This is a genomic window from Pseudomonas protegens, from assembly GCF_003363755.1.
GTDB lineage: Bacteria > Pseudomonadota > Gammaproteobacteria > Pseudomonadales > Pseudomonadaceae > Aquipseudomonas > Aquipseudomonas danubii.
The window spans coordinates 2456611-2479762 of the sequence record NZ_CP031396.1 but is presented as its reverse complement, the minus strand read 5'-3'; the positions used below and the strand labels follow the sequence as shown (position 1 = coordinate 2479762).

Genomic DNA, 23152 nt, shown 5'->3' with positions numbered 1-23152 from the left:
TGCGCTAAGGCTGTCACAGTTTTTCCGTGGCGGCAGGATGAAACATGTCGACGCTTGACTGCTAAATGAAAACAATTATCAAATGGCCGCCTCGCCCGACACGGGGTGCTTGCTCATTTCGATGCCTGCTCTGCCTGGCATGTCACATGGACAGCTGCTTCGCGGGCCCCACGTCTATAAAGGAAATGTACTTATGCGCCTGAGTGCCAGCGCCATTGCGTTCTGTGCCGGAATGCTGGTGAGCCAGTGGGCCACCGCCGATGAGTTGCCGCAGCGTTGGGTCAGTGCTGGTGGGGCCTTGTCTGAGTGGGTAACAGCTCTGGGCGCGGAGTCGAAGCTGGTAGGGGTCGACACCACCAGCCAGCACCCGGCATCACTCAAGGCGCTGCCCAGCATTGGCTATCAACGGCAGCTATCGGCGGAAGGCATCCTGAGCCTGCGGCCGCAGATTCTGGTGGGTACAGAGGAAATGGGCCCGCCACCGGTGCTGTCACAGATTCGTAGCGCCGGGGTCAGGGTCGAGCTGTTTTCTGCCCAGGCCGATCTTCCTACCTTGCAGCACACTTTGCGGCATCTGGGGCAACTACTGGGCCGCGAGGCGCAAGCCGCAGAGCTGTTTCAGCACTATCAAAAGCAGCTTGAACAGCAACGCGCCTGGGTCAGTGAGGCACAGAAGGCCCAGGCGGCGCCGGGAGTGTTGCTGCTGCTGGGACATGCCGGCGGTAAACCGCTGATTGCCGGCAAGGACACTGCGGCGGACTGGCTCCTGCAGCAGGCCGGTGGGCACAACTTGGCGACCCATACCGGCTACAAGCCGTTTTCGGTGGAGTCCTTGGCCGGCTTGAGTCCGCAAGTCCTGGTGTTTTCCGATCGCAGTCTGAGCGGCGACGCGGCCCGTGCTGCGCTGTTCAAGGAAAACCCGGTGCTGGCGTCTACTGCGGCGGTCAAGGCTGGGCGGGTGGTCGAACTGGATCCGACCCTGCTGGTGGGGGGCTTGGGGCCTCGGTTGCCGGATAGCCTGAAGCGCCTGGCGGCAGCGTTCTACCCCCAGGCCAAGTCGGCCCAATGAGTCGTCTGGTCAAACCTAGAACGCTGTTTCTCGGGTTGGGAGCCCTGTGCCTCCTGGCTATTTGGCTGTCACTGGCCTTGGGGCCGGTCAGCCTGCCCCTGTTCGATACCTTGCGCGCCGCCCTGCGCTTGCTTGGAATACCGATCAATGGGCAGGGGCTGGAGCAGGCGGAGCTGATCCTCGGGCAGATCCGCCTGCCGCGGACCTTGCTCGGCCTTGCGGTGGGTGGAGTGCTGGCGCTGTCCGGCGTGGCCATGCAGGGACTGTTTCGCAATCCCCTGGCGGATCCGGGGCTGGTGGGGGTGTCCAGTGGAGCAGCGTTGGGCGCGGCGATCGCCATTGTTGGCGGCTCGATGTTCGGCGGTGTACCGGAAGCCATTGGCCCTTACCTGCTTTCACTCTGTGCCTTTCTGGGTGGCCTGGGAGTTACGGCGCTGGTCTATCGTCTTGGCCGGCGCAATGGCCAGACTCATGTAGCAACCATGTTGCTGGCGGGAATAGCCTTGACGGCTCTGGCCAGCTCGGCTGTGGGCTTGTTCACCTACCTGGCGGATGATGCCACCTTGCGAACTTTGACCTTCTGGAACCTGGGCAGCCTGAACGGTGCCAGTTACCAGCGGTTGTGGCCGCTGCTGCTGGTGACGGCTGCGGTAGCTCTGTGGTTGCCTCGCCGGGCCACGGCATTGAATGCGCTGCTACTGGGCGAGTCCGAGGCCAAGCATTTGGGGATCGATGTCGAAGGACTCAAGCGCGAGCTGGTGTTCTGTACTGCCCTGGGCGTGGGAGCTGCCGTGGCTGCAGCGGGGATGATAGGTTTTGTCGGACTGGTGGTGCCCCATCTGGTGCGCCTGCTGTCGGGGCCGGATCACCGCACCTTGCTTCCGGCATCGATCCTGGCGGGGGCCAGCTTGCTGCTGTTGGCTGACCTGGTGGCGCGTCTGGCGCTGGCACCAGCCGAATTGCCCATCGGTATCGTCACCGCTTTTATCGGCGCCCCGTTCTTTCTGTACCTGTTGTTGCGAGGGCGCGCCTGATGCTGCGAGTCGAGAATCTGCATGTCCGCCGTGGTGGTAAAGATGTTCTGTCCGGCGTGGACCTGCAATTGTTGCCGGGCCAGGTATTGGGGGTGCTTGGACCCAATGGCGCCGGTAAAAGCAGTCTGCTCGGAGCCATGAGTGGAGAGTTGGCGGCCCACCAGGGCCGAGTGTCGCTGGATGGGCAAGAGTTGGCGCAGTGGCAGGGTACATTGCGGGCGCAACGTCTGGCGGTGTTGCCTCAGGCGTCGAGTCTGGACTTCGCTTTTCGGGTCGAGGAAGTGGTGGGGCTTGGGCGCTTGCCCCATCAGAGTGGTCGCGTGCGTGACGCGCAGATAGTCAGTGCCGCGCTGGAGGCGGCCGATGTGATGCATCTGTCGGGGCGCAGCTACCTGGCGTTGTCGGGTGGAGAGCGGCAGCGGGTGCATCTGGCACGGGTCCTGGCGCAATTGTGGCCAGGACAGAGTGGGCACAACCTGTTGCTGGATGAGCCCACGTCTGCCCTCGACCCGTTGCATCAACACATCACCTTGCAGGCCGTCCGGGAGTTTGCCGATCGCGGCGCGGCGGTGCTGATTATCCTCCATGACCTGAATCTGGCGGCGCGCTACTGTGATCGGGTATTGCTGCTTGAAGGCGGACGCCCGCATTCATTGGGGACGCCAGCCGAGGTGCTGCGTTCCGAGCCGTTGCAAGCGGTGTTCGGCCTGGAGGTTCTGGTGCAGCAGCACCCTGAACGCGGGCATCCGTTGATCATTGCCCGTTGATCTGACACACGGAGAGACCTGATGCGTGCACTCTCGCTACTGCTGGCCTTGTTGCTGGCGGCCTGTCACAGCATGCCGGAAACGCTGCCGCCCCCGGTTGCGCGGGAGCCAGGCAACATTATTGATCTGCACAATGGTGAGGCGCTGAGCCCAGGCGAGCTGGTTGAACGCCTGGCACAGGCGCCCAGGCTGATAGTCGGTGAGCAGCATGACAACGCCGATCATCACGCGTTGCAACTCTGGCTCTTGCGCTCTATGTCCGCGGAGCGGCAACAGGGCAGTCTGTTGTTGGAAATGCTCAATCCGGATCAGCAATCAAAAGTCGATGAGGTCAAGCGGTCCCTGGATGGGCGGCGTTTGCCTGAAGGACTACCCGCTACGTTGGCCTGGCAACCGGGTTGGGACTGGAGTCTCTACGGTCCGCTGGTGGGGTATGCGTTGAAGCAGCCCTATCCATTGCTGGCAGCCAATCTGAACACTCAGGACGTGCGCAGGATTTATGCACAGGCGCCTGTTCTGTCCGGGGCGCGGAGCAATGCCCGCCCGGTGACTCAGCTCTTGTCCGCGCAAATTCGCGAGTCCCACTGTGGCCTACTGCCCGAAAGCCAGGTGCCGTCCATGCTGGCGGTGCAGCAACAGCGGGATCGGCGCATGGCCGAGCGGCTGCTGGCAGCACCGACTCCAGCCTTGCTGTTTGCCGGATCTTTTCATGGGCGCCGGGATCTTGGGGTGCCCTTGCATATGGCTGATCTGGATCAGGGGCAGGAAGTTGTGGTGCTGATTCTGGCGGAGCAGGGAAGTGAGGTTTCCCCGGCATCGGCCGATTACGTCTGGTACACGCCACCCCAGCTACCCAAGGATTACTGTGCGCAATTGAAACCTTGAATGGCTCACTTTTTCACCGGCAAAAAAAGACCCGGCAAGAGCCGGGTCAAATAACCGTGATTAGCCTGATGAGGAGATAATCTGAGAGTCCGAACCACTGGTCTTCCAGGTTATCGACTGATCTCGCGACCAGTTGTGATAATCATAACGATTCTCATTTCGAAGTCAACAAGGCTTTTTCAGTTTTCGTATATTTCGCTAAACGCTTGTTTGGATCCTCTGCTGGTTCAATCTTGGCTCGGGCTGCTCAAGGCCATGAGACGGGTCACTTCCTTGTTCAGCAGGTCGATGCGCCGTGCCATGCTCTCGATCAGGCTGTGGGCGATGCGTGGATTGCTCTGGGTCAGGCTGAGGAACTGCTCCTTGGGAATCAGCATTATCGTGCTCGGCTCGCTGGCGATCACACTGGCGCTGCGTTTCTCTCCGGTGAAGACCGCCATGGCGCCAAAAATCTCATCCTTGGGTACATCGCCAACTTTGTGGCCATCGACAAAGGCTTGGGCGTGCCCTTCGAGAATCACGAACACATGATCCGCCTCATCCCCCTGAGCAATCAGAACCTCGCCGGAAGCTACCCGTTTGAAGCCGTTGTTGCTGCGTAAATCCGGAGGTTTCAAGCGAGCTACTGCATCAGAGAGTAGGGCGGTCTGGCCAATCAGGTATTGCAGCAACAGTTCCGAGCGCTGTTCGTCGGCGTAGATATGCCGGAACACGTCGGTCCGCAAATAGGGGGTCAATATCAGTGGTGTGTCGCTGCTCAAGTGCCACTGTGGCTGCTCGATACCTCGACGCAACCCCACCAGATCCCCTTCATGCAGGTAAAAAAGTGGTCGTTCGTCAACGCTGGCCTGGATCACGCCGCTGTCGAGGAGGAACAGTTGGTGACCGGGCAGTGCGCTGGACAGGTCCGCTACAGCTTCAAATTCCAGGGCTGAACCGCTGGGTGAAAGTCCCGCCAGTAGTTGCGTCGGGATACTTTGCAGACGGTTGATCAAGGCATCGGCGTAGGCCGGTTGCTCCCCCATCAGATACATAAGGTTCTGCCAGTCAGTTTTTGTGGCGAGAGGAAATGGCGTCCAGCTGTTTGTTCAACGCCTCTTTGCGTTCAGCAGGAAGGTCGTTCCAGTGCATGTCCATCAAGGCTCCTTCAATGGCGTATAGCAGGACTTTAGAGGCGCGAAAACCGCGGGTGCGCACCGCCCGATAGGCGTCTACCGCGCCCAGGCGGCGCAAGTCCGAAGCACTATGGATGCCCACTGCATGCAGCCATTGTGCGGAGGTCTTGCCAAGGTTCTTCAAATGTTGCAGTTCATCATTCATTAAGCCTCCTGGCGATGGCCGAATGGTGAGTGGGCAGCCTCAAAGGAGTGTAGCGCTCAGTAGAAAACGCGCTGTTCTTTGGTCGGGTTTGGCGCAAATGCTTCTAAGGAGGGGGGGATCAGGGCGAGGCAGCGAGGGCGCTCGGGCCTTGCAGGGTAAGGGAGCAATGGGGATGTCGCGGGTCCGGCGCGCAGTTGGGCGCCGGACAGAGCAGTGCAGGGGGTTTCAGCGGGTGTTGTACCGCAGGCGGGTACCGAAGTTGACCGACATGAGGATTTCGTCGGCAGTCAGTTCTACCGGGAAGTAGGCGCCAGAGATTTGCGCATGGGCCAGGCTGGCGCCTTCCATGGTGGCATTGCGCAGGTCCAGGCCACGCAGATCGGCGGAACGGAAGTAGGCGTCAGTGAAGTCGATGCCCTGAGCGTTCAACTGTCGCAGGTCGAGGCCGCGGAAGTCACCGCCACGCATGTCGATGGGTTGATCCTTTGGACGTTCGCGGTTGAAACCGACGATGTCGTCTCTATGCAGCAGGGCGTAAAGCGGAGTATCCAGAAGTTTCGGTTGGCTCATGGCGACGTCACCAGTGTTGGATTTATGACGCCAGTATAGTGCCACTATTTTCCAGCCGTGAAGTCTTTGCACTTCACGGCTGAAATTACTGCTTACAGGCCTGGGAGGCGCTGACGAATGTTGGCAACCAGGGCATCCAGGCTACCGCTTTCGTTGGTTTCGATGCGCTTGCTGCGTAGCAGCTCTTCGTCGGTCAGGGCCTCACGCGTGGCTTGCTGGGTGGCGATCACTTCCAGAGTGGCATCGGAAGGATCGTTCTGATCGGCTTGACGTTGAGCCAACCAGCTGGCGACCACTGCCTCGGGTGCGTTGCAGTCGATGATCAGGCAAGGGGTGCCGGTGGCTTCGGCCACCTTGGCTGCGGCATCCCGCTGCGCGCGCTTGAGGTAGGTAGCGTCGATCACGACTGGGAAACCAGCGCGCAGAATAGTTTCGGCAATTTCATGCAGGCGGGTGTAGGTGGCGCTGCTGGCTTCGCTGCTGTAGATACCGGCGTGAGGGTCGTTCGGCACTTGTTGCTCGCCGAACAGACGCTTGCGTTCCACATCGGAGCGCAGGCGAACGGCGCCCAGTGCCTCCACCAGACGCATGGCTACGCGGCTTTTGCCAACGGCCGAGACGCCCGAGGTGATCGCCAGGAAGCGTGATGGAATGGTGCTGTAGCTTTCCGCGAGGTTGGCGTAGTTGCGGTATTGGCGCAGGGTGGTGGCGCGCTGCACCGGAGTGGCATCGGCCGGCATGCTGAACAGGCTGACTTTGGCGCGTACCAGAGCACGGTAGGCTTTGTAGAAGTTCAGCAGTTCCAGGCCCTGATAGTCACCGGTCAGTTCCAGGTACTGGCTGATGAAACGCCGCGCCAGGCTTTTCAGGCCGCAATCTTCCAGGTCCATGGCGAGGAAGCCGGTGTCGGCATAGACGTCAGTGAAACGGAAGGGTTCGTTGAATTCGATGCAGTCGAAAATCACCACCTTACCGTCGATAAGAGTGGCGTTACCCAGGTGGATATCACCGTGGCACTCACGGATAAAGCCTTCGCTCTTGCGTTGGGCCAGCAGTGGCTTGAGGCGTTCGAAACTAGCCTCGGCCCAGGCCTCCAGGGCTTCGAGCTGCTGCAGGTCGGCCTTATCGCTGAGGAAGGGGCGTATCTGCTCGAAGTTCTGGCGTACTGGCGCCATTACGCTTTCCGGTGTACCGGCTTCGTGGGCGGCCGGGACCTTGGGGGCGCTGAGGTGGAACTCGGCGATCTGCTTGGCCAGCTCGTCGATGTGCGCGGTGGTCAGTTCGCTATTGGCTTGCAAGGTGCTGAGCAATTGGCTCTGAGGGAACTGGCGCATTTTCAGCGCGTATTCGATGACCGGGCCGTTGCCGCCCAGCTCTGGTGCTTCGGCGCTACCGGTGATCGGCAGGACTTCCAGGTACAGGTCCTGGGTCAGGCGCTGGTTCAGGCGCAGCTCTTCACCGCAGAAATGCTCCCGGGCATCCAGGCTGGTGAAATCGAGGAACCCGAAATTCACCGGCTTCTTCACTTTATAAGCAAAGGGACCGGTGAGCAGTACCCAGGAGATGTGGGTTTCGATGACCTGAAACCCTTCTACGGGATGAGGATACAAAGCGGGGTTTTGCAGGGCGGCGATCAGTGACTGGCTCACAGGCGATCCTTCAGAGTCGGGGAAAATCGAGGGCGTCATTATGGCCGCTGGGAGGGGTAACGCAAACCTCGGGTGGCGCATGTTGAGGATGAATAAAGTGCGTATAATCCGCCGCCATGACTCGTACCCGATCCCCTCGTTCCGCTAAAAAAACTCCCTCTGGTGGCCTGCGCCCCTGGCTGGGCTGGGCGCTCAAGCTCAGCTTGGTCGGCTTGGTAGTGCTCGCCGGCTTTGCGGTTTACCTCGATGCTGTGGTCCAGGAAAAATTCTCCGGCAAGCGCTGGACTATCCCGGCTAAGGTCTATGCCCGTCCGCTGGAGCTGTTCGTCGGACAAAAGCTCAGCAAGGAGGACTTCCTGACGGAGCTCGATGCCCTGGGCTATCGTCGCGAAAGTGTCGCCAACGGTCCCGGTGCTGCTGCGGTCAGCGGCAACACTGTCGATCTGAATACCCGTGGCTTCCAGTTCTATGAAGGATTGGAGCAAGCGCAGCCGGTTCGCGTGCGTTTCTCCGGTGACTATGTGGCGGAGCTGTCCGGCAGTAAGGGCGCCAAGCTTGCGGTCGTGCGGCTGGAGCCGCTGCTGATCGGTGGCCTGTACCCGAAAAACCTGGAGGACCGGATCCTGATCAAGATCGATCAGGTTCCCCCCTACCTGCTGGAAACCCTGGTGGCGGTGGAAGACCGTGACTTCTATTCGCACTTCGGGGTGTCACCGAAGTCGATTGCCCGGGCGATCTGGGTCAACACTTCGTCGGGCCAGATGCGCCAGGGTGGCAGCACCCTGACCCAGCAGTTGGTGAAGAACTTCTTCCTGACCAATGAACGCAGCCTGTCGCGAAAGCTCAATGAAGCCATGATGGCGCTGCTGCTGGAACTGCATTACGACAAGCGCGAGATTCTCGAGGCCTATCTCAACGAGGTTTTTGTCGGCCAGGATGGTCAGCGAGCGGTGCACGGTTTCGGTTTGGCCAGCCAGTTCTTCTTCAGCCAGCCGTTGTCCGAACTCAAATTGCATCAGGTAGCGCTGCTGGTGGGGATGGTCAAAGGTCCTTCCTATTACAATCCGCGGCGTTATCCGGAGCGTGCTCTGGAACGGCGCAATCTGGTGCTCGACCTGCTTGAGCAACAGGGTGTGGCCACTGCCGAGCAGGTTGAAGCTGCGAAAAAAATGCCATTGGGCGTGACCAAGCGCGGCAGTCTGGCGGACAGCTCGTTCCCAGGCTTCCTCGACCTGGTTAAGCGCCAGTTGCGAGAAGATTATCGCGACGAAGACTTGACTGAAGAAGGGCTGCGAATCTTCACCAGTTTCGATCCCATCCTGCAGATGAAGGCTGAGGCTTCGGTCAACGATACCTTCAAACGCCTGGCTGGACGCAAGGGCTCGGAAGACGTTGAAGCGGCCATGGTGGTGACCAATCCGGAAACCGGTGAAGTCCAGGCCATGATCGGCAGTCGTCAAGCCAGCTTCGCCGGTTTCAATCGGGCATTGGACGCAGTGCGTCCAATCGGCTCGCTGATCAAGCCTGCGGTCTACCTGACGGCTCTGGAAAAGCCCAGCCAGTACACCCTGACCAGTTGGCTTTCCGATGAGGCTTTCTCGGTGAAGGGCGCTGACGGCCAGGTGTGGAAGCCGCAGAACTACGACCGTCGTTCCCATGGCACCGTTTTCCTGTACCAGGGCCTGGCCCATTCCTACAACTTGTCCACCGCGCGGCTTGGCTTGGAAGTGGGCGTACCCAACGTCCTGAAAACCCTGGGGCGCCTGGGCGTTACCCGGGAGTTCCCAGCGTTCCCCTCGATGCTGCTGGGAGCCGGTGGCATGAGCCCGATCGAAGTGGCGACCATGTACCAGACCCTGGCCAATGGCGGTTTCAATACGCCAATGCGTGGGATTCGCAGCGTGTTGACGGCCGAAGGCGAACCGCTCAAGCGTTATCCGTTCCAGATTCAGCAGCGATTCGATGCGGGGTCTATCTACCTGATCCAGAGTGCGATGCAGCGTGTGATGCGCGAAGGCACGGGTAGCTCGGTTTACAACGTATTGCCCAAGACCCTGGCGCTTGCGGGCAAGACCGGTACCAGTAACGACTCCCGTGACAGCTGGTTCGCGGGCTTCAGCCAGGACCTGCTGGCGGTGGTCTGGCTGGGTCGTGACGATAATGGCAAGACGCCGTTTACCGGCGCCACGGGTGCCTTGCAGGTGTGGACCAGTTTCATGCGCAAGGCCGATCCGCTGCCGCTGGATATGCCGCAGCCGGACAACGTGGTTCAAGCCTGGGTCGATTCGCGTACCGGACAGGGCTCCGATGCCAACTGTCCGGGGGCTGTACAGATGCCGTATATTCGCGGCAGCGAACCGCCTCCCGGCGCCTCCTGCGGTGGTGAAACCCCGGCAGGTAGCGATGTGATGGATTGGGTCAAGGGCTGGATGAACTAAGCGATGAGGGTTTGACGTGAACAAGTGGTGGGTTCCAGCTATTACAGCTCTGGCGTTGCTCAACGGTTGCGCCAGTGTGCAGCGCGGCTCCATTCCCGTCGTGGACTCCGGCACGGCCGTGTCCAACAGTGAGCGGATTTCTGCCTCCGGAGGCTTTCGACAGACGACGATCAAGCGTCCGGCGCAAGCTCAAGCACAGGCGATTCCGGAGGACTCCGGGGTGGTGGTGATGGTTCCGGGTGGTGGCGCAACGGCTTCGGCGCCGATCAGCAGCTCGCCGATTACTCCGGGGCCTATTACCTCCGGGCCTATTACCCCGGGTCCGGTGGACGGCTCCGGCTATCAGCCGGCGCCGATCAACCAGGGCACCTACAACATGCCTTCCACGCCCAGTGGCATCCCTTCGGCACGTGCCGGTGGCCTGTCTGCTGATGAGCAACTGGACGGTCCGGTGCTAGCGTTGCTAACCACTGCGCAACAGCAGCAGTCCAGTGGTGACCTGAACGGTGCTTCTTCCAGCCTCGAGCGGGCGCAGCGTGTTGCTCCACGTGAGCCGCAGGTGCTGTACCGCCTGGCTCAGGTGCGCATGGCCCAGGGTGATGCGCCGCAAGCCGAACAGTTTGCTCGTCGCGGTCTGAGTTTTGCCAATGGTCGTCCCGATCTTCAGGCGAGTTTGTGGGAGTTGATCGCCCAGGCACGGGAGAAACAGGGTGATGCAGCTGGTGCCGCCCAGGCACGGCAGAAAGCCCGAGTCTCGCTGTGATGGATGTGCGTTTTCCCAAGATCGCCGAGCAGTTGCTGCTGATCGAGCGTGAGTTGCGCGTGCAGGGGCTGTGGGACGAGATAGCACCCAGTGCCGAGGCTCTGGCCAGTACTCAGCCTTTTGCCGTGGATACGCTGGATTTCGAGCAGTGGCTGCAGTGGATCTTCCTGCCGCGCATGAAGGTGATCCTGGAGCAGGATCTGCCGCTACCCAATGCCTCCGGTATCCAGGAAATGGCCGAAATGGTGTTCTCCACCCGGCCGATGCAGGGGCGCGATCTGCAGTTGCGAATGTTGCTCAAAGAGTTCGATCAACTCATCGCGGCCACCCGCTGAATCCGAGACTGCCAGGTATGCCTGGCAGTCGCCTTCGGATGCCAGGCACCGTCCTCCTCAGCTCTTCCTAGCGCTCTTCTTGCCGTTCTGCCGGCAGCCTTGACCAGTCCCTGTCTATAAGCCGATGACCAAAGTCAAGGTGCGCATTTCTGAGTTGCTTGTCGAATATTGCGCAATCGAAGTGCAGACAGTGGTTGTTTTTGGGTTTTTTCTTGCGTTCTCATGCGCTTAGTTCGAATTAACTACATAGACGACTTGACTTGAAGGGGACGAAACAGAAGAATCCAAAGTCCGCTGTAGAGGGACTGCCAGAAGCAGACCCACTCAGCAGATCATGAGGCGCACATCCGCGCCGAAGTGCTACACCCGCAACGCGTTACCTCGCGCTGGGTGGGAAAACCCCGCAACACTTTGGGGCGCTCCCAATACTTGCTCAGTCAGTGCTGACGTAGTCGGCGACCACCGTCGCTCATGCTCTGCTGAGAAGTAAACCTATTAAGACCCGCTCCCTTTTGAGGGCGGTATTCTGGCGTTTTAGAGGTGAACAACGTGGAGCTTTTATCTGGCGGTGAGATGCTCGTCCGCTTTTTGCGTGACGAAGGCGTCAAATATATCTACGGGTACCCAGGTGGTGCTCTCCTTCATGTTTACGATGCCCTGTTCAAAGAGCCGGAAGTGACTCACATCCTGGTTCGTCACGAACAAGCGGCAACCCATATGGCTGACGGCTATGCCCGTGCCACCGGTAAAGCCGGTGTGGTACTGGTGACTTCCGGCCCGGGCGCGACCAATGCCATTACCGGTATTGCCACCGCCTATATGGACTCGATTCCAATGGTGATCATTTCCGGTCAGGTGCCTAGCACCATGGTCGGTACCGATGCGTTCCAGGAAACCGACATGATCGGTATTTCCCGGCCGATCGTGAAGCACAGCTTCATGATCAAGCACGCTTCGGAAATCCCGGAAGTCATGAAGAAAGCCTTCTATCTGGCGCAGTCCGGTCGTCCCGGTCCGGTAGTGGTCGATATCCCCAAGGACATGACCAACCCGGCTGAAAAGTTCGAATACGTTTTCCCCAAGAAAGCCAAGCTGCGCTCCTACAGCCCAGCTGTCCGTGGTCATTCCGGGCAAATCCGCAAGGCGGCAGAGATGCTCCTGGCGGCCAAGCGACCTGTGCTTTATGCAGGCGGCGGCGTGATCCTTGGTGGCGGCTCCGCACCGCTCACCGAACTGGCCAAGATGCTCAATCTGCCAGTGACCAATACCTTGATGGGCTTGGGCGCCTATCCGGGTACTGACCGACAGTTCGTCGGCATGCTCGGCATGCACGGCAGCTACACGGCAAACCTGACCATGCACCACGCTGACGTGATTCTTGCGGTAGGCGCGCGCTTCGATGACCGGGTTATCAACGGTGCACCGAAGTTCTGCCCGAACGCCAAGATCATTCATGTGGACATCGACCCTGCTTCCATTTCCAAGACCATCAAGGCTGACGTGCCTATCGTGGGGCCTGTGGAAAGTGTCCTGACCGAAATGGTCGCGGCGCTCAAGGAAATCGGCGAGACCCCGAACAAGGACACGGTTGCCAACTGGTGGAAGCAGATCGACGAGTGGCGTGGTGATCGCGGCCTGTTCCCTTACGACAAGGGCGACGGCAGCATCATCAAGCCGCAAACGGTGATCGAAACCCTGTGCGAAGTGACCAAGGGCGATGCCTTTGTCACCTCCGACGTGGGCCAGCACCAGATGTTCGCGGCGCAGTATTACAAGTTCAACAAGCCCAATCGCTGGATCAACTCCGGCGGCCTGGGCACCATGGGCTTCGGTTTCCCGGCAGCCATGGGCGTCAAGTTGAGTTTTCCGGATAATGATGTCGCCTGCGTCACCGGCGAGGGCAGTATCCAGATGAATATCCAGGAGCTGTCCACCTGCCTGCAGTACGGTCTGCCGGTCAAGATCGTTAACCTGAACAACGGTGTGCTGGGCATGGTGCGCCAATGGCAGGACATGAGCTACGGCAGCCGTCACTCGCACTCCTACATGGAGTCGCTGCCTGACTTCGTCAAGCTGGTTGAGGCCTATGGGCACGTGGGCATGCGTATCACTGATCTGAAGGATCTGAAGCCGAAGATGGAAGAAGCGTTCGCCATGAAGGATCGCCTGGTATTCCTCGATATCCAGGTCGACACCAGCGAGCACGTCTATCCGATGCAGATCAAAGACGGCTCTATGCGCGATATGTGGCTGAGCAAGACGGAGCGTACTTAATCATGCGGCACATCATTTCCTTGCTTCTGGAAAACGAACCGGGCGCTTTGTCTCGCGTAGTCGGTCTGTTCTCTCAGCGTAACTACAACATTGAAAGCTTGACCGTGGCACCGACCGAAGACCCGACCCTGTCGCGTCTGACCCTCACCACGGTTGGTCATGATGAGATCATCGAGCAGATCACCAAGAACCTGAACAAGTTGATCGAGGTGGTGAAGCTGGTGGACCTGTCGGAAAGTGCTCACATCGAGCGTGAACTGATGTTGGTCAAGATCAAGGCCACTGGTGCACAGCGTGCCGAGGTCAAGCGCACTACCGATATTTACCGTGGGCAGATCGTTGATGTCAGCGCCAGCGTGTATACCGTTCAATTGACCGGTACCAGCGACAAGCTCGACAGTTTCATTCAATCGATCGGCACCGCGTCGATTCTGGAAACCGTACGCAGTGGTGTCACCGGGATTGCCCGTGGCGACAAAGTACTGAGCATCTAACTCAAATTAGCGAATGGCCGGAACGGCCTGATATAGGGGAAATTCATGAAAGTTTTCTACGATAAAGACTGCGACCTGTCGATCATCCAGGGCAAGAAAGTTGCCATTATCGGTTACGGTTCCCAGGGCCACGCTCAAGCTTGCAACCTGAAAGACTCCGGTGTTGACGTGACTGTAGGCCTGCGTAAAGGCTCGGCCACTGTTGCCAAGGCTGAGGCTCATGGCCTGAAAGTGACCGACGTTGCTGCAGCCGTTGCCGGCGCCGACCTGGTCATGATCCTGACCCCGGACGAGTTCCAGTCCCAGCTGTACAAGAACGAAATCGAGCCGAACATCAAGAAGGGCGCCACCCTGGCCTTCTCCCACGGCTTCGCGATCCACTACAACCAGGTTGTTCCACGTGCTGACCTCGACGTGATCATGATCGCGCCGAAGGCTCCAGGCCACACCGTGCGTTCCGAGTTCGTCAAGGGCGGCGGTATTCCTGACCTGATCGCTATCTATCAGGACGCTTCCGGCAATGCCAAGAACGTAGCCTTGTCTTATGCAGCTGGCGTGGGCGGTGGTCGTACCGGCATCATCGAAACCACCTTCAAGGACGAGACTGAAACCGACCTGTTCGGCGAGCAGGCTGTTCTGTGCGGCGGTACCGTTGAACTGGTCAAGGCCGGTTTCGAAACTCTGGTTGAAGCTGGCTACGCGCCGGAAATGGCCTATTTCGAGTGCCTGCACGAACTGAAACTGATCGTTGACCTCATGTACGAAGGCGGTATCGCCAACATGAACTACTCGATCTCCAACAACGCCGAGTACGGCGAGTACGTGACTGGTCCAGAAGTTATCAACGCCGAATCCCGTCAGGCCATGCGCAACGCTCTGAAGCGCATCCAGGACGGCGAATACGCGAAGATGTTCATCAGCGAGGGCGCTACTGGCTACCCATCGATGACCGCCAAGCGTCGTAACAACGCTGCTCACGGTATCGAAATCATCGGTGAGCAACTGCGTTCGATGATGCCGTGGATCGGTGCCAACAAAATCGTCGACAAAGCCAAGAACTAAGTTCGAGTCTTGTCAGAGAAAACGCGGCCTAGGCCGCGTTTTTTCGTTTGGACGGGTAGGTTCTGGTATAAAGCTGGATCCTTTGTGGCCGAATCACGGCCCTTGGGTATCTGTCGAAACTTTTCACACCGTTGCAAGGTATTTGTCCATGAGCGAACGTCCCGAAGAGCCAAACCAGGCCTCTGACGCCGAAAGCCTGCTACCGATCGATGAGCATGTTGAAGAAGGGCATGACGCTGAAGGCCGTAAAGTCCGGCATCGTGGTATCTATCTTCTGCCGAATCTGTTCACCACTGCGAACCTGTTCGCGGGGTTCTATTCCATTATCAGCTCCATGAGTGCCCAGAGTGCGCTGAGTGCCGGGGACACGGCGGGGGCGAGCAAGTACTTTGCCTTTGCCGCTATTGCGATCTTTGTCGCTATGGTCCTTGACGGTTTGGATGGGCGGGTTGCCCGCATGACCAATACCCAAAGTGCTTTCGGCGCCGAGTACGATTCACTGTCGGATATGGTTGCATTTGGCGTAGCGCCGGCATTGCTTGCCTTCGGTTGGGCTCTTGGCGATATGGGTAAGGTCGGCTGGATGGTCGCCTTTATTTATGTGGCGGGTGCTGCACTGCGCCTGGCACGTTTCAACACTCAGGTGGGAACTGCTGATAAGCGTTATTTCATTGGCCTGGCCAGCCCTGCGGCGGCAGGTGTAGTGGCGGGTATTGTCTGGGCTTTCAGTGACTACGGTATCCAGGGTTCGAAGATGTCGTTTCTGGTGGCGCTGATGGTGGCGGCGGCAGGCATGTTGATGGTCAGCAATATCAAGTACAACAGCTTCAAGGATCTGGATCTGAAAGGGCGGGTACCTTTTGTAGCGATTCTGGCAGTAGTGCTGGTGTTTGCCGTGGTGTTCAGCGATCCGCCACGTATTTTGCTGCTGGTGTTCCTGGCTTATGCAGCTTCGGGCCCTATCCAGTACCTGTTGCACCTGCGTCGTCGCAAAAGCGCCGAGTGATGTAATTTCCTCCATACTCCGCAGTCTATTGGTACATCTGTCCTCCAATACTGCGGAGTTGCCATGTTGTTCAAGTTCCCCAAAGCGTCCGACTGCAATGAGTCGGATGTCACGCCTGAATCTCTTTATCTCTCTCGACGCAGCTTGCTGGGTGGTGCGGTAGCAGGCATGGCCTTTGCCGGTTTGCCACGTTGGGCAGTTGCGCAGGATATGGCGCGTTACGCCGACGTAGAGCCTGGCCGTGCGCCTGCGTGGTTTTCTGACAAGCTGACCAACACCCAGTGGCAAGCCGTAACAGTCAAGGGAGAGGCGATCACGCCTTTCAAGGATGCGACCCACTACAACAACTTCTATGAGTTCGGTACGGACAAGGGGGATCCGGCGGCCAACGCGGGTGCGCTCAAGACCGAACCATGGAGTGTGGTGGTTGATGGTGAGGTCGCCAAGCCTGGACGCTATACCCTCGAAGATTTCATGAAGCCCTACTCCCTGGAGGAGCGTATTTATCGACTTCGCTGCGTAGAAGCCTGGTCGATGGTGATTCCCTGGATAGGCTTTCCAATCTCAGCGTTGCTCAAGCAGGTGGAGCCAACCAGTAAAGCCAAGTTCATTCGTTTTGAAACACTGCAGGACCCTAAGAGCATGCCGGGTCAGCGTTCCGGTTTTGCCTTGATCGACTGGCCTTATGTCGAAGGCTTGCGTCTTGATGAGGCGATGAATCCATTGGCGATTCTTGCGGTAGGGATGTATGGGCGTGAGCTGCCTAACCAGAATGGTGCGCCTCTGCGACTAGTGGTGCCTTGGAAGTATGGCTTCAAGAGTGTGAAGTCGATTGTGCGTATCAGCCTGGTCAGTGAGCAGCCGAAGACCACATGGCAGAGCATTGCGGCCAACGAATATGGTTTTTACGCAAATGTGAACCCGACTGTTGATCATCCTCGGTGGACTCAGGCGCGGGAGCGTCGTCTGCCGAGTGGACTGTTCAGTCCTAACGTAAGAGAAACGCAGATGTTCAATGGCTACTCGGACGAGGTTGCTTCTCTATATAGCAGCATGGACCTTCGGAAGAATTACTGATGCGTTATTCGTTCTGGCGTGTCGCCGTTTTTATTGCTGCGGCTGTCTGGCCCCTGTATTGGCTGTATGAGGCCTGGGCTTCGGTGTTGGGGCCAGACCCCGGCAAGGTTTTGGTTGATCGTCTGGGCTTGGGTACTTTGGTGTTGCTGTTGATCACCTTAAGTATGACGCCGTTGCAGCGCCTTACTGGGTGGGTGGGTTGGATAGCTGTGCGCAGGCAGTTAGGGTTGTGGTGTTTCGCCTATGTCGTGTTGCACTTGTGTGCCTATGGCGTATTCATTCTCGGTTTGGATTGGTCGCAGTTGGGCGTAGAGCTGCGCAAGCGGCCATATATCTTTGTCGGTAGTCTGGGCTTCGTCTTTCTATTGCTGTTGGCGGTCACGTCCAATCGTTACAGTCAGCGCCGACTGGGCGCACGCTGGAAAAAGCTGCATCGGTTGGTGTATTTCATTCTCGGGCTTGGATTGCTGCATATGCTCTGGATTGTCCGGGCCGATCTGAAGGAGTGGGCGGTGTATGCATCTATAGGTGCGTTATTGCTGTTGTTGCGCGTGCCGTCAGTCATGCGCCGGATTCCCCGGGTTCTTGCTAAAAAAGCATCTTCTGCAACAAAAGCGTAATTAACCCTTGACGGCAGATTCTACAGGTCTATAATTCGCCCCACTTCCGGCGCAGTCGAAACGGAAAACTCCTTGAGATTCAACGAGTTACGCGGTTTTCGGCAGCGGTTACGCTTCAGTTCATCGAAGCCAGAAGCAGTTGGTAAGGCAGTGTGTTTTCGCCTTATTAACGATTCGATCCTCTCGGTCGAAAGCGGTTAAAAAGAGGTGTTGACAGCAGCGTGTAACGCTGTAGAATTCGCCTCCCGCTAACGAGAGATCGGAAGCGCAAGTGGTTGAAGTTAAAAAGGAAACTTTGAAAACTTCTTAAAAAAATCACTTGACAGCAAATGAGGCTGCTGTAGAATGCGCGCCTCGGTTGAGACGAAAGATCTTAACCAACCGCTCTTTAACAACTGAATCAAGCAATTCGTGTGGGTGCTTGTGGAGTCAGACTGATAGTCAAAAAGATTATCAGCATCACAAGTTACTCCGCGAGAAATCAAAGATGTAACCAACGATTGCTGAGCCAAGTTTAGGGTTTTCTCAAAACCCAAAGATGTTTGAACTGAAGAGTTTGATCATGGCTCAGATTGAACGCTGGCGGCAGGCCTAACACATGCAAGTCGAGCGGCAGCACGGGTACTTGTACTTGGTGGCGAGCGGCGGACGGGTGAGTAATGCCTAGGAATCTGCCTGGTAGTGGGGGATAACGTCCGGAAACGGGCGCTAATACCGCATACGTCCTACGGGAGAAAGTGGGGGATCTTCGGACCTCACGCTATTAGATGAGCCTAGGTCGGATTAGCTAGTTGGTGAGGTAATGGCTCACCAAGGCGACGATCCGTAACTGGTCTGAGAGGATGATCAGTCACACTGGAACTGAGACACGGTCCAGACTCCTACGGGAGGCAGCAGTGGGGAATATTGGACAATGGGCGAAAGCCTGATCCAGCCATGCCGCGTGTGTGAAGAAGGTCTTCGGATTGTAAAGCACTTTAAGTTGGGAGGAAGGGCAGTTACCTAATACGTGATTGTTTTGACGTTACCGACAGAATAAGCACCGGCTAACTCTGTGCCAGCAGCCGCGGTAATACAGAGGGTGCAAGCGTTAATCGGAATTACTGGGCGTAAAGCGCGCGTAGGTGGTTTGTTAAGTTGGATGTGAAAGCCCCGGGCTCAACCTGGGAACTGCATCCAAAACTGGCAAGCTAGAGTATGGTAGAGGGTGGTGGAATTTCCTGTGTAGCGGTGAAATGCGTAGATATAGGAAGGAACACCAGTGGCGAAGGCGACCACCTGGACTGATACTGACACTGAGGTGCGAAAGCGTGGGGAGCAAACAGGATTAGATACCCTGGTAGTCCACGCCGTAAACGATGTCAACTAGCCGTTGGGAGCCTTGAGCTCTTAGTGGCGCAGCTAACGCATTAAGTTGACCGCCTGGGGAGTACGGCCGCAAGGTTAAAACTCAAATGAATTGACGGGGGCCCGCACAAGCGGTGGAGCATGTGGTTTAATTCGAAGCAACGCGAAGAACCTTACCAGGCCTTGACATCCAATGAACTTTCTAGAGATAGATTGGTGCCTTCGGGAACATTGAGACAGGTGCTGCATGGCTGTCGTCAGCTCGTGTCGTGAGATGTTGGGTTAAGTCCCGTAACGAGCGCAACCCTTGTCCTTAGTTACCAGCACGTTATGGTGGGCACTCTAAGGAGACTGCCGGTGACAAACCGGAGGAAGGTGGGGATGACGTCAAGTCATCATGGCCCTTACGGCCTGGGCTACACACGTGCTACAATGGTCGGTACAAAGGGTTGCCAAGCCGCGAGGTGGAGCTAATCCCATAAAACCGATCGTAGTCCGGATCGCAGTCTGCAACTCGACTGCGTGAAGTCGGAATCGCTAGTAATCGCGAATCAGAATGTCGCGGTGAATACGTTCCCGGGCCTTGTACACACCGCCCGTCACACCATGGGAGTGGGTTGCACCAGAAGTAGCTAGTCTAACCTTCGGGAGGACGGTTACCACGGTGTGATTCATGACTGGGGTGAAGTCGTAACAAGGTAGCCGTAGGGGAACCTGCGGCTGGATCACCTCCTTAATCGACGACATCAGCTGCTTCATAAGCTCCCACACGAATTGCTTGATTCATTGAAGAAGACGATAGAAGCAGCTTTAAGCTCCAAGCTGATAGCTCCAAGCTAACAGTTACAAGCTCGAAATTGGGTCTGTAGCTCAGTTGGTTAGAGCGCACCCCTGATAAGGGTGAGGTCGGCAGTTCGAATCTGCCCAGACCCACCAATTTTGTTATGGGGCCATAGCTCAGCTGGGAGAGCGCCTGCCTTGCACGCAGGAGGTCAGCGGTTCGATCCCGCTTGGCTCCACCATAAACTGCTTCTGAAAGCTTAGAAATGAGCATTCTGCTTGAATGTTGATTTCTAGTCTTTTGATTAGATCGTTCTTTAAAAATTTGGGTATGTGATAGAAAGATAGACTGAACGTTACTTTCACTGGTAACGGATCAGGCTAAGGTAAAATTTGTGAGTTAAATTGCAAATTTTCGGCGAATGTCGTCTTCATAGTATAACCAGATTGCTTGGGGTTATATGGTCAAGTGAAGAAGCGCATACGGTGGATGCCTTGGCAGTCAGAGGCGATGAAAGACGTGGTAGCCTGCGATAAGCTTCGGGGAGTCGGCAAACAGACTTTGATCCGGAGATCTCTGAATGGGGGAACCCAGCCATCATAAGATGGTTATCTTGTACTGAATACATAGGTGCAAGAGGCGAACCAGGGGAACTGAAACATCTAAGTACCCTGAGGAAAAGAAATCAACCGAGATTCCCTTAGTAGTGGCGAGCGAACGGGGACTAGCCCTTAAGTGGCTTTGAGATTAGCGGAACGCTCTGGAAAGTGCGGCCATAGTGGGTGATAGCCCTGTACGCGAAAATCTCTTAGTCATGAAATCGAGTAGGACGGGGCACGAGAAACCTTGTCTGAATATGGGGGGACCATCCTCCAAGGCTAAATACTACTGACTGACCGATAGTGAACTAGTACCGTGAGGGAAAGGCGAAAAGAACCCCGGAGAGGGGAGTGAAATAGATCCTGAAACCGTATGCGTACAAGCAGTGGGAGCAGACTTTGTTCTGTGACTGCGTACCTTTTGTATAATGGGTCAGCGACTTATTTTCAGTGGCGAGCTTAACCGAATAGGGGAGGCGTAGCGAAAGCGAGTCTTAATAGGGCGTCTAGTCGCTGGGAATAGACCCGAAACCGGGCGATCTATCCATGGGCAGGTTGAAGGTTAGGTAACACTGACTGGAGGACCGAACCGACTACCGTTGAAAAGTTAGCGGATGACCTGTGGATCGGAGTGAAAGGCTAATCAAGCTCGGAGATAGCTGGTTCTCCTCGAAAGCTATTTAGGTAGCGCCTCATGTATCACTGTAGGGGGTAGAGCACTGTTTCGGCTAGGGGGTCATCCCGACTTACCAAACCGATGCAAACTCCGAATACCTACAAGTGCCGAGCATGGGAGACACACGGCGGGTGCTAACGTCCGTCGTGAAAAGGGAAACAACCCAGACCGTCAGCTAAGGTCCCAAAGTTATGGTTAAGTGGGAAACGATGTGGGAAGGCTTAGACAGCTAGGAGGTTGGCTTAGAAGCAGCCACCCTTTAAAGAAAGCGTAATAGCTCACTAGTCGAGTCGGCCTGCGCGGAAGATGTAACGGGGCTCAAACCATACACCGAAGCTACGGGTATCACGTAAGTGATGCGGTAGAGGAGCGTTCTGTAAGCCTGTGAAGGTGAGTTGAGAAGCTTGCTGGAGGTATCAGAAGTGCGAATGCTGACATGAGTAACGACAATGGGTGTGAAAAACACCCACGCCGAAAGACCAAGGTTTCCTGCGCAACGTTAATCGACGCAGGGTTAGTCGGTCCCTAAGGCGAGGCTGAAAAGCGTAGTCGATGGAAAACAGGTTAATATTCCTGTACTTCTAGTTATTGCGATGGAGGGACGGAGAAGGCTAGGCCAGCTTGGCGTTGGTTGTCCAAGTTTAAGGTGGTAGGCTGGAATCTTAGGTAAATCCGGGGTTCTAAGGCCGAGAGCTGATGACGAGTTACCTTTTAGGTGACGAAGTGGTTGATGCCATGCTTCCAAGAAAAGCTTCTAAGCTTCAGATAACTAGGAACCGTACCCCAAACCGACACAGGTGGTTGGGTAGAGAATACCAAGGCGCTTGAGAGAACTCGGGTGAAGGAACTAGGCAAAATGGCACCGTAACTTCGGGAGAAGGTGCGCCGGTGAGGGTGAAGGACTTGCTCCGTAAGCTCATGCCGGTCGAAGATACCAGGCCGCTGCGACTGTTTATTAAAAACACAGCACTCTGCAAACACGAAAGTGGACGTATAGGGTGTGACGCCTGCCCGGTGCCGGAAGGTTAATTGATGGGGTTAGCTAACGCGAAGCTCTTGATCGAAGCCCCGGTAAACGGCGGCCGTAACTATAACGGTCCTAAGGTAGCGAAATTCCTTGTCGGGTAAGTTCCGACCTGCACGAATGGCGTAACGATGGCGGCGCTGTCTCCACCCGAGACTCAGTGAAATTGAAATCGCTGTGAAGATGCAGTGTATCCGCGGCTAGACGGAAAGACCCCGTGAACCTTTACTATAGCTTTGCACTGGACTTTGAATTTGCTTGTGTAGGATAGGTGGGAGGCTTTGAAGCGTGAACGCCAGTTTGCGTGGAGCCATCCTTGAAATACCACCCTGGCAACTTTGAGGTTCTAACTCAGGTCCGTTATCCGGATCGAGGACAGTGTATGGTGGGTAGTTTGACTGGGGCGGTCTCCTCCTAAAGAGTAACGGAGGAGTACGAAGGTGCGCTCAGACCGGTCGGAAATCGGTCGTAGAGTATAAAGGCAAAAGCGCGCTTGACTGCGAGACAGACACGTCGAGCAGGTACGAAAGTAGGTCTTAGTGATCCGGTGGTTCTGTATGGAAGGGCCATCGCTCAACGGATAAAAGGTACTCCGGGGATAACAGGCTGATACCGCCCAAGAGTTCATATCGACGGCGGTGTTTGGCACCTCGATGTCGGCTCATCACATCCTGGGGCTGAAGCCGGTCCCAAGGGTATGGCTGTTCGCCATTTAAAGTGGTACGCGAGCTGGGTTTAGAACGTCGTGAGACAGTTCGGTCCCTATCTGCCGTGGACGTTTGAGATTTGAGAGGGGCTGCTCCTAGTACGAGAGGACCGGAGTGGACGAACCTCTGGTGTTCCGGTTGTCACGCCAGTGGCATTGCCGGGTAGCTATGTTCGGAAAAGATAACCGCTGAAAGCATCTAAGCGGGAAACTTGCCTCAAGATGAGATCTCACTGGGATCTTGAATCCCCTAAAGGGCCGTCGAAGACTACGACGTTGATAGGTTGGGTGTGTAAGCGCTGTGAGGCGTTGAGCTAACCAATACTAATTGCCCGTGAGGCTTGACCATATAACACCCAAGCAATTTGCTTAAGAAGCGAGTTGCGGTGTGTGAAGACGAAACAAACCGAAAGTTTGCACAACACACAAATCTATTACATACCCATTCGCTGGCACGTTGCACAAGCAACGGACTGGCTACCGAATTTCTTGACGACCATAGAGCGTTGGAACCACCTGATCCCATCCCGAACTCAGAAGTGAAACGATGCATCGCCGATGGTAGTGTGGGGTTTCCCCATGTGAGAGTAGGTCATCGTCAAGATTAAATTCCGAAACCCCAATTGCGAAAGCAGTTGGGGTTTTGTTTTTGCGCG

The 23152-nt window shown here is 56.7% G+C and carries 17 protein-coding genes, 2 tRNA genes and 3 rRNA genes; 18 read left to right on the top strand and 4 right to left on the bottom strand.

Features of this window, described 5'->3' with window-relative positions; all coding sequences use genetic code 11:
* Positions 1–193: 193 nt before the first annotated feature.
* Genes DWF74_RS10975 through DWF74_RS10960 form a run of 4 tightly spaced genes read left to right on the top strand, consistent with a single transcriptional unit; the run spans position 194 to position 3755 of the window.
* The gene (locus DWF74_RS10975; RefSeq protein ID WP_115580949.1) at positions 194–1069 is read left to right on the top strand and encodes a heme/hemin ABC transporter substrate-binding protein; all 876 of its coding nucleotides are present in this window, start codon (positions 194–196) and stop codon (positions 1067–1069) included.
* Complete coding sequence (locus DWF74_RS10970) at positions 1066–2103, top strand: FecCD family ABC transporter permease (RefSeq protein WP_102865496.1); 1038 nt, start codon at positions 1066–1068, stop codon at positions 2101–2103. Before DWF74_RS10975 ends, DWF74_RS10970 begins: the two co-directional genes overlap by 4 nt.
* Complete coding sequence (locus DWF74_RS10965) at positions 2103–2870, top strand: heme ABC transporter ATP-binding protein (protein ID WP_102865497.1); 768 nt, start codon at positions 2103–2105, stop codon at positions 2868–2870. Before DWF74_RS10970 ends, DWF74_RS10965 begins: the two co-directional genes overlap by 1 nt.
* A 21-nt stretch (positions 2871–2891) precedes the next feature.
* Positions 2892–3755: a ChaN family lipoprotein gene (locus DWF74_RS10960; protein WP_115580948.1), complete on the top strand. Its 864-nt coding sequence runs from the start codon at positions 2892–2894 to the stop codon at positions 3753–3755.
* A 227-nt stretch (positions 3756–3982) separates the two neighbouring features.
* On the opposite strand, the gene DWF74_RS10955 is transcribed toward DWF74_RS10960, so the two are convergent.
* The 4 genes from DWF74_RS10955 to DWF74_RS10940 form a co-directional block, all read right to left on the bottom strand.
* Complete coding sequence (locus DWF74_RS10955; RefSeq protein ID WP_115580947.1) at positions 3983–4789, bottom strand: Crp/Fnr family transcriptional regulator; 807 nt, start codon at positions 4787–4789, stop codon at positions 3983–3985.
* A 13-nt stretch (positions 4790–4802) separates the two neighbouring features.
* Positions 4803–5075, bottom strand: a complete 273-nt coding sequence (locus DWF74_RS10950; RefSeq protein WP_011063495.1) for a TfoX/Sxy family protein — start codon at positions 5073–5075, stop codon at positions 4803–4805.
* 225 nt (positions 5076–5300) lie between these two features.
* Positions 5301–5645, bottom strand: coding sequence for a pentapeptide repeat-containing protein (locus DWF74_RS10945; protein ID WP_102865500.1), 345 nt, complete (start codon positions 5643–5645; stop codon positions 5301–5303).
* Between the two features lie 92 nt (positions 5646–5737).
* Complete coding sequence (locus DWF74_RS10940) at positions 5738–7294, bottom strand: AAA family ATPase (protein WP_115580946.1); 1557 nt, start codon at positions 7292–7294, stop codon at positions 5738–5740.
* Positions 7295–7410: 116 nt separating this feature from the next.
* Between DWF74_RS10940 and mrcB the strand changes: the two genes are divergently transcribed.
* From mrcB to rrf, 14 genes are all read left to right on the top strand, one after another.
* On the top strand, positions 7411–9732 hold the full coding sequence (gene mrcB / locus DWF74_RS10935; RefSeq protein ID WP_110652101.1) for a penicillin-binding protein 1B: 2322 nt from the start codon (positions 7411–7413) through the stop codon (positions 9730–9732).
* Between the two features lie 16 nt (positions 9733–9748).
* The gene (locus tag DWF74_RS10930; RefSeq protein ID WP_110652102.1) at positions 9749–10495 is read left to right on the top strand and encodes a tetratricopeptide repeat protein; all 747 of its coding nucleotides are present in this window, start codon (positions 9749–9751) and stop codon (positions 10493–10495) included.
* On the top strand, positions 10495–10830 hold the full coding sequence (locus DWF74_RS10925) for a YqcC family protein (protein ID WP_102882215.1): 336 nt from the start codon (positions 10495–10497) through the stop codon (positions 10828–10830). The genes DWF74_RS10930 and DWF74_RS10925 overlap by 1 nt, the downstream gene beginning before the upstream one ends.
* Before the next feature lie 549 nt (positions 10831–11379).
* Positions 11380–13104, top strand: a complete 1725-nt coding sequence (locus tag DWF74_RS10920; RefSeq protein ID WP_115582438.1) for an acetolactate synthase 3 large subunit — start codon at positions 11380–11382, stop codon at positions 13102–13104.
* A gap of 2 nt (positions 13105–13106) precedes the next feature.
* On the top strand, positions 13107–13598 hold the full coding sequence (gene ilvN, locus DWF74_RS10915) for an acetolactate synthase small subunit (RefSeq protein WP_016964842.1): 492 nt from the start codon (positions 13107–13109) through the stop codon (positions 13596–13598).
* Positions 13599–13643: 45 nt separating this feature from the next.
* A complete protein-coding gene (ilvC, locus tag DWF74_RS10910; protein WP_007959661.1) occupies positions 13644–14660 on the top strand; it encodes a ketol-acid reductoisomerase in 1017 nt (338 codons plus the stop codon).
* Positions 14661–14808: 148 nt separating this feature from the next.
* The gene (gene pssA, locus DWF74_RS10905) at positions 14809–15666 is read left to right on the top strand and encodes a CDP-diacylglycerol--serine O-phosphatidyltransferase (protein WP_102865505.1); all 858 of its coding nucleotides are present in this window, start codon (positions 14809–14811) and stop codon (positions 15664–15666) included.
* 63 nt (positions 15667–15729) lie between these two features.
* Entirely contained in the window at positions 15730–16743 is a 1014-nt protein-coding gene (gene msrP, locus DWF74_RS10900; RefSeq protein WP_115580945.1) for a protein-methionine-sulfoxide reductase catalytic subunit MsrP, read from the top strand.
* Positions 16743–17363, top strand: coding sequence for a protein-methionine-sulfoxide reductase heme-binding subunit MsrQ (msrQ, locus tag DWF74_RS10895; protein ID WP_115580944.1), 621 nt, complete (start codon positions 16743–16745; stop codon positions 17361–17363). The genes msrP and msrQ overlap by 1 nt, the downstream gene beginning before the upstream one ends.
* Positions 17364–17907: 544 nt before the next feature.
* Positions 17908–19446, top strand: a 16S ribosomal RNA gene (locus tag DWF74_RS10885).
* 123 nt (positions 19447–19569) lie between these two features.
* A tRNA-Ile gene (locus DWF74_RS10880) sits at positions 19570–19646 on the top strand.
* A gap of 10 nt (positions 19647–19656) precedes the next feature.
* Positions 19657–19732: transfer RNA gene (locus DWF74_RS10875), tRNA-Ala, on the top strand.
* A 221-nt stretch (positions 19733–19953) separates the two neighbouring features.
* A 23S ribosomal RNA gene (locus DWF74_RS10870) occupies positions 19954–22845 on the top strand.
* A gap of 139 nt (positions 22846–22984) precedes the next feature.
* Positions 22985–23100 (top strand): 5S ribosomal RNA (gene rrf, locus DWF74_RS10865).
* The 16S, 23S and 5S rRNA genes sit together here with 2 tRNA genes alongside, the layout of an rRNA operon.
* Positions 23101–23152 lie beyond the last annotated feature (52 nt).

What these genes read in the sequence shown, in the direction of transcription:
- msrQ (WP_115580944.1), top strand. Translation starts at nt 16,743, where the DNA reads ATGCGTTATTCGTTCTGGCGTGTCGCCGTTTTTATTGCTGCGGCTGTC.
- DWF74_RS10965 (WP_102865497.1), top strand. Translation starts at nt 2,103, where the DNA reads ATGCTGCGAGTCGAGAATCTGCATGTCCGCCGTGGTGGTAAAGATGTT.
- DWF74_RS10925 (WP_102882215.1), top strand. Translation starts at nt 10,495, where the DNA reads ATGGATGTGCGTTTTCCCAAGATCGCCGAGCAGTTGCTGCTGATCGAG.
- DWF74_RS10970 (WP_102865496.1), top strand. Translation starts at nt 1,066, where the DNA reads ATGAGTCGTCTGGTCAAACCTAGAACGCTGTTTCTCGGGTTGGGAGCC.
- DWF74_RS10975 (WP_115580949.1), top strand. Translation starts at nt 194, where the DNA reads ATGCGCCTGAGTGCCAGCGCCATTGCGTTCTGTGCCGGAATGCTGGTG.
- ilvC (WP_007959661.1), top strand. Translation starts at nt 13,644, where the DNA reads ATGAAAGTTTTCTACGATAAAGACTGCGACCTGTCGATCATCCAGGGC.
- pssA (WP_102865505.1), top strand. Translation starts at nt 14,809, where the DNA reads ATGAGCGAACGTCCCGAAGAGCCAAACCAGGCCTCTGACGCCGAAAGC.
- ilvN (WP_016964842.1), top strand. Translation starts at nt 13,107, where the DNA reads ATGCGGCACATCATTTCCTTGCTTCTGGAAAACGAACCGGGCGCTTTG.
- msrP (WP_115580945.1), top strand. Translation starts at nt 15,730, where the DNA reads ATGTTGTTCAAGTTCCCCAAAGCGTCCGACTGCAATGAGTCGGATGTC.
- DWF74_RS10945 (WP_102865500.1), bottom strand. Translation starts at nt 5,645, where the DNA reads ATGAGCCAACCGAAACTTCTGGATACTCCGCTTTACGCCCTGCTGCAT.
- DWF74_RS10950 (WP_011063495.1), bottom strand. Translation starts at nt 5,075, where the DNA reads ATGAATGATGAACTGCAACATTTGAAGAACCTTGGCAAGACCTCCGCA.
- DWF74_RS10960 (WP_115580948.1), top strand. Translation starts at nt 2,892, where the DNA reads ATGCGTGCACTCTCGCTACTGCTGGCCTTGTTGCTGGCGGCCTGTCAC.
- DWF74_RS10955 (WP_115580947.1), bottom strand. Translation starts at nt 4,789, where the DNA reads ATGTATCTGATGGGGGAGCAACCGGCCTACGCCGATGCCTTGATCAAC.
- mrcB (WP_110652101.1), top strand. Translation starts at nt 7,411, where the DNA reads ATGACTCGTACCCGATCCCCTCGTTCCGCTAAAAAAACTCCCTCTGGT.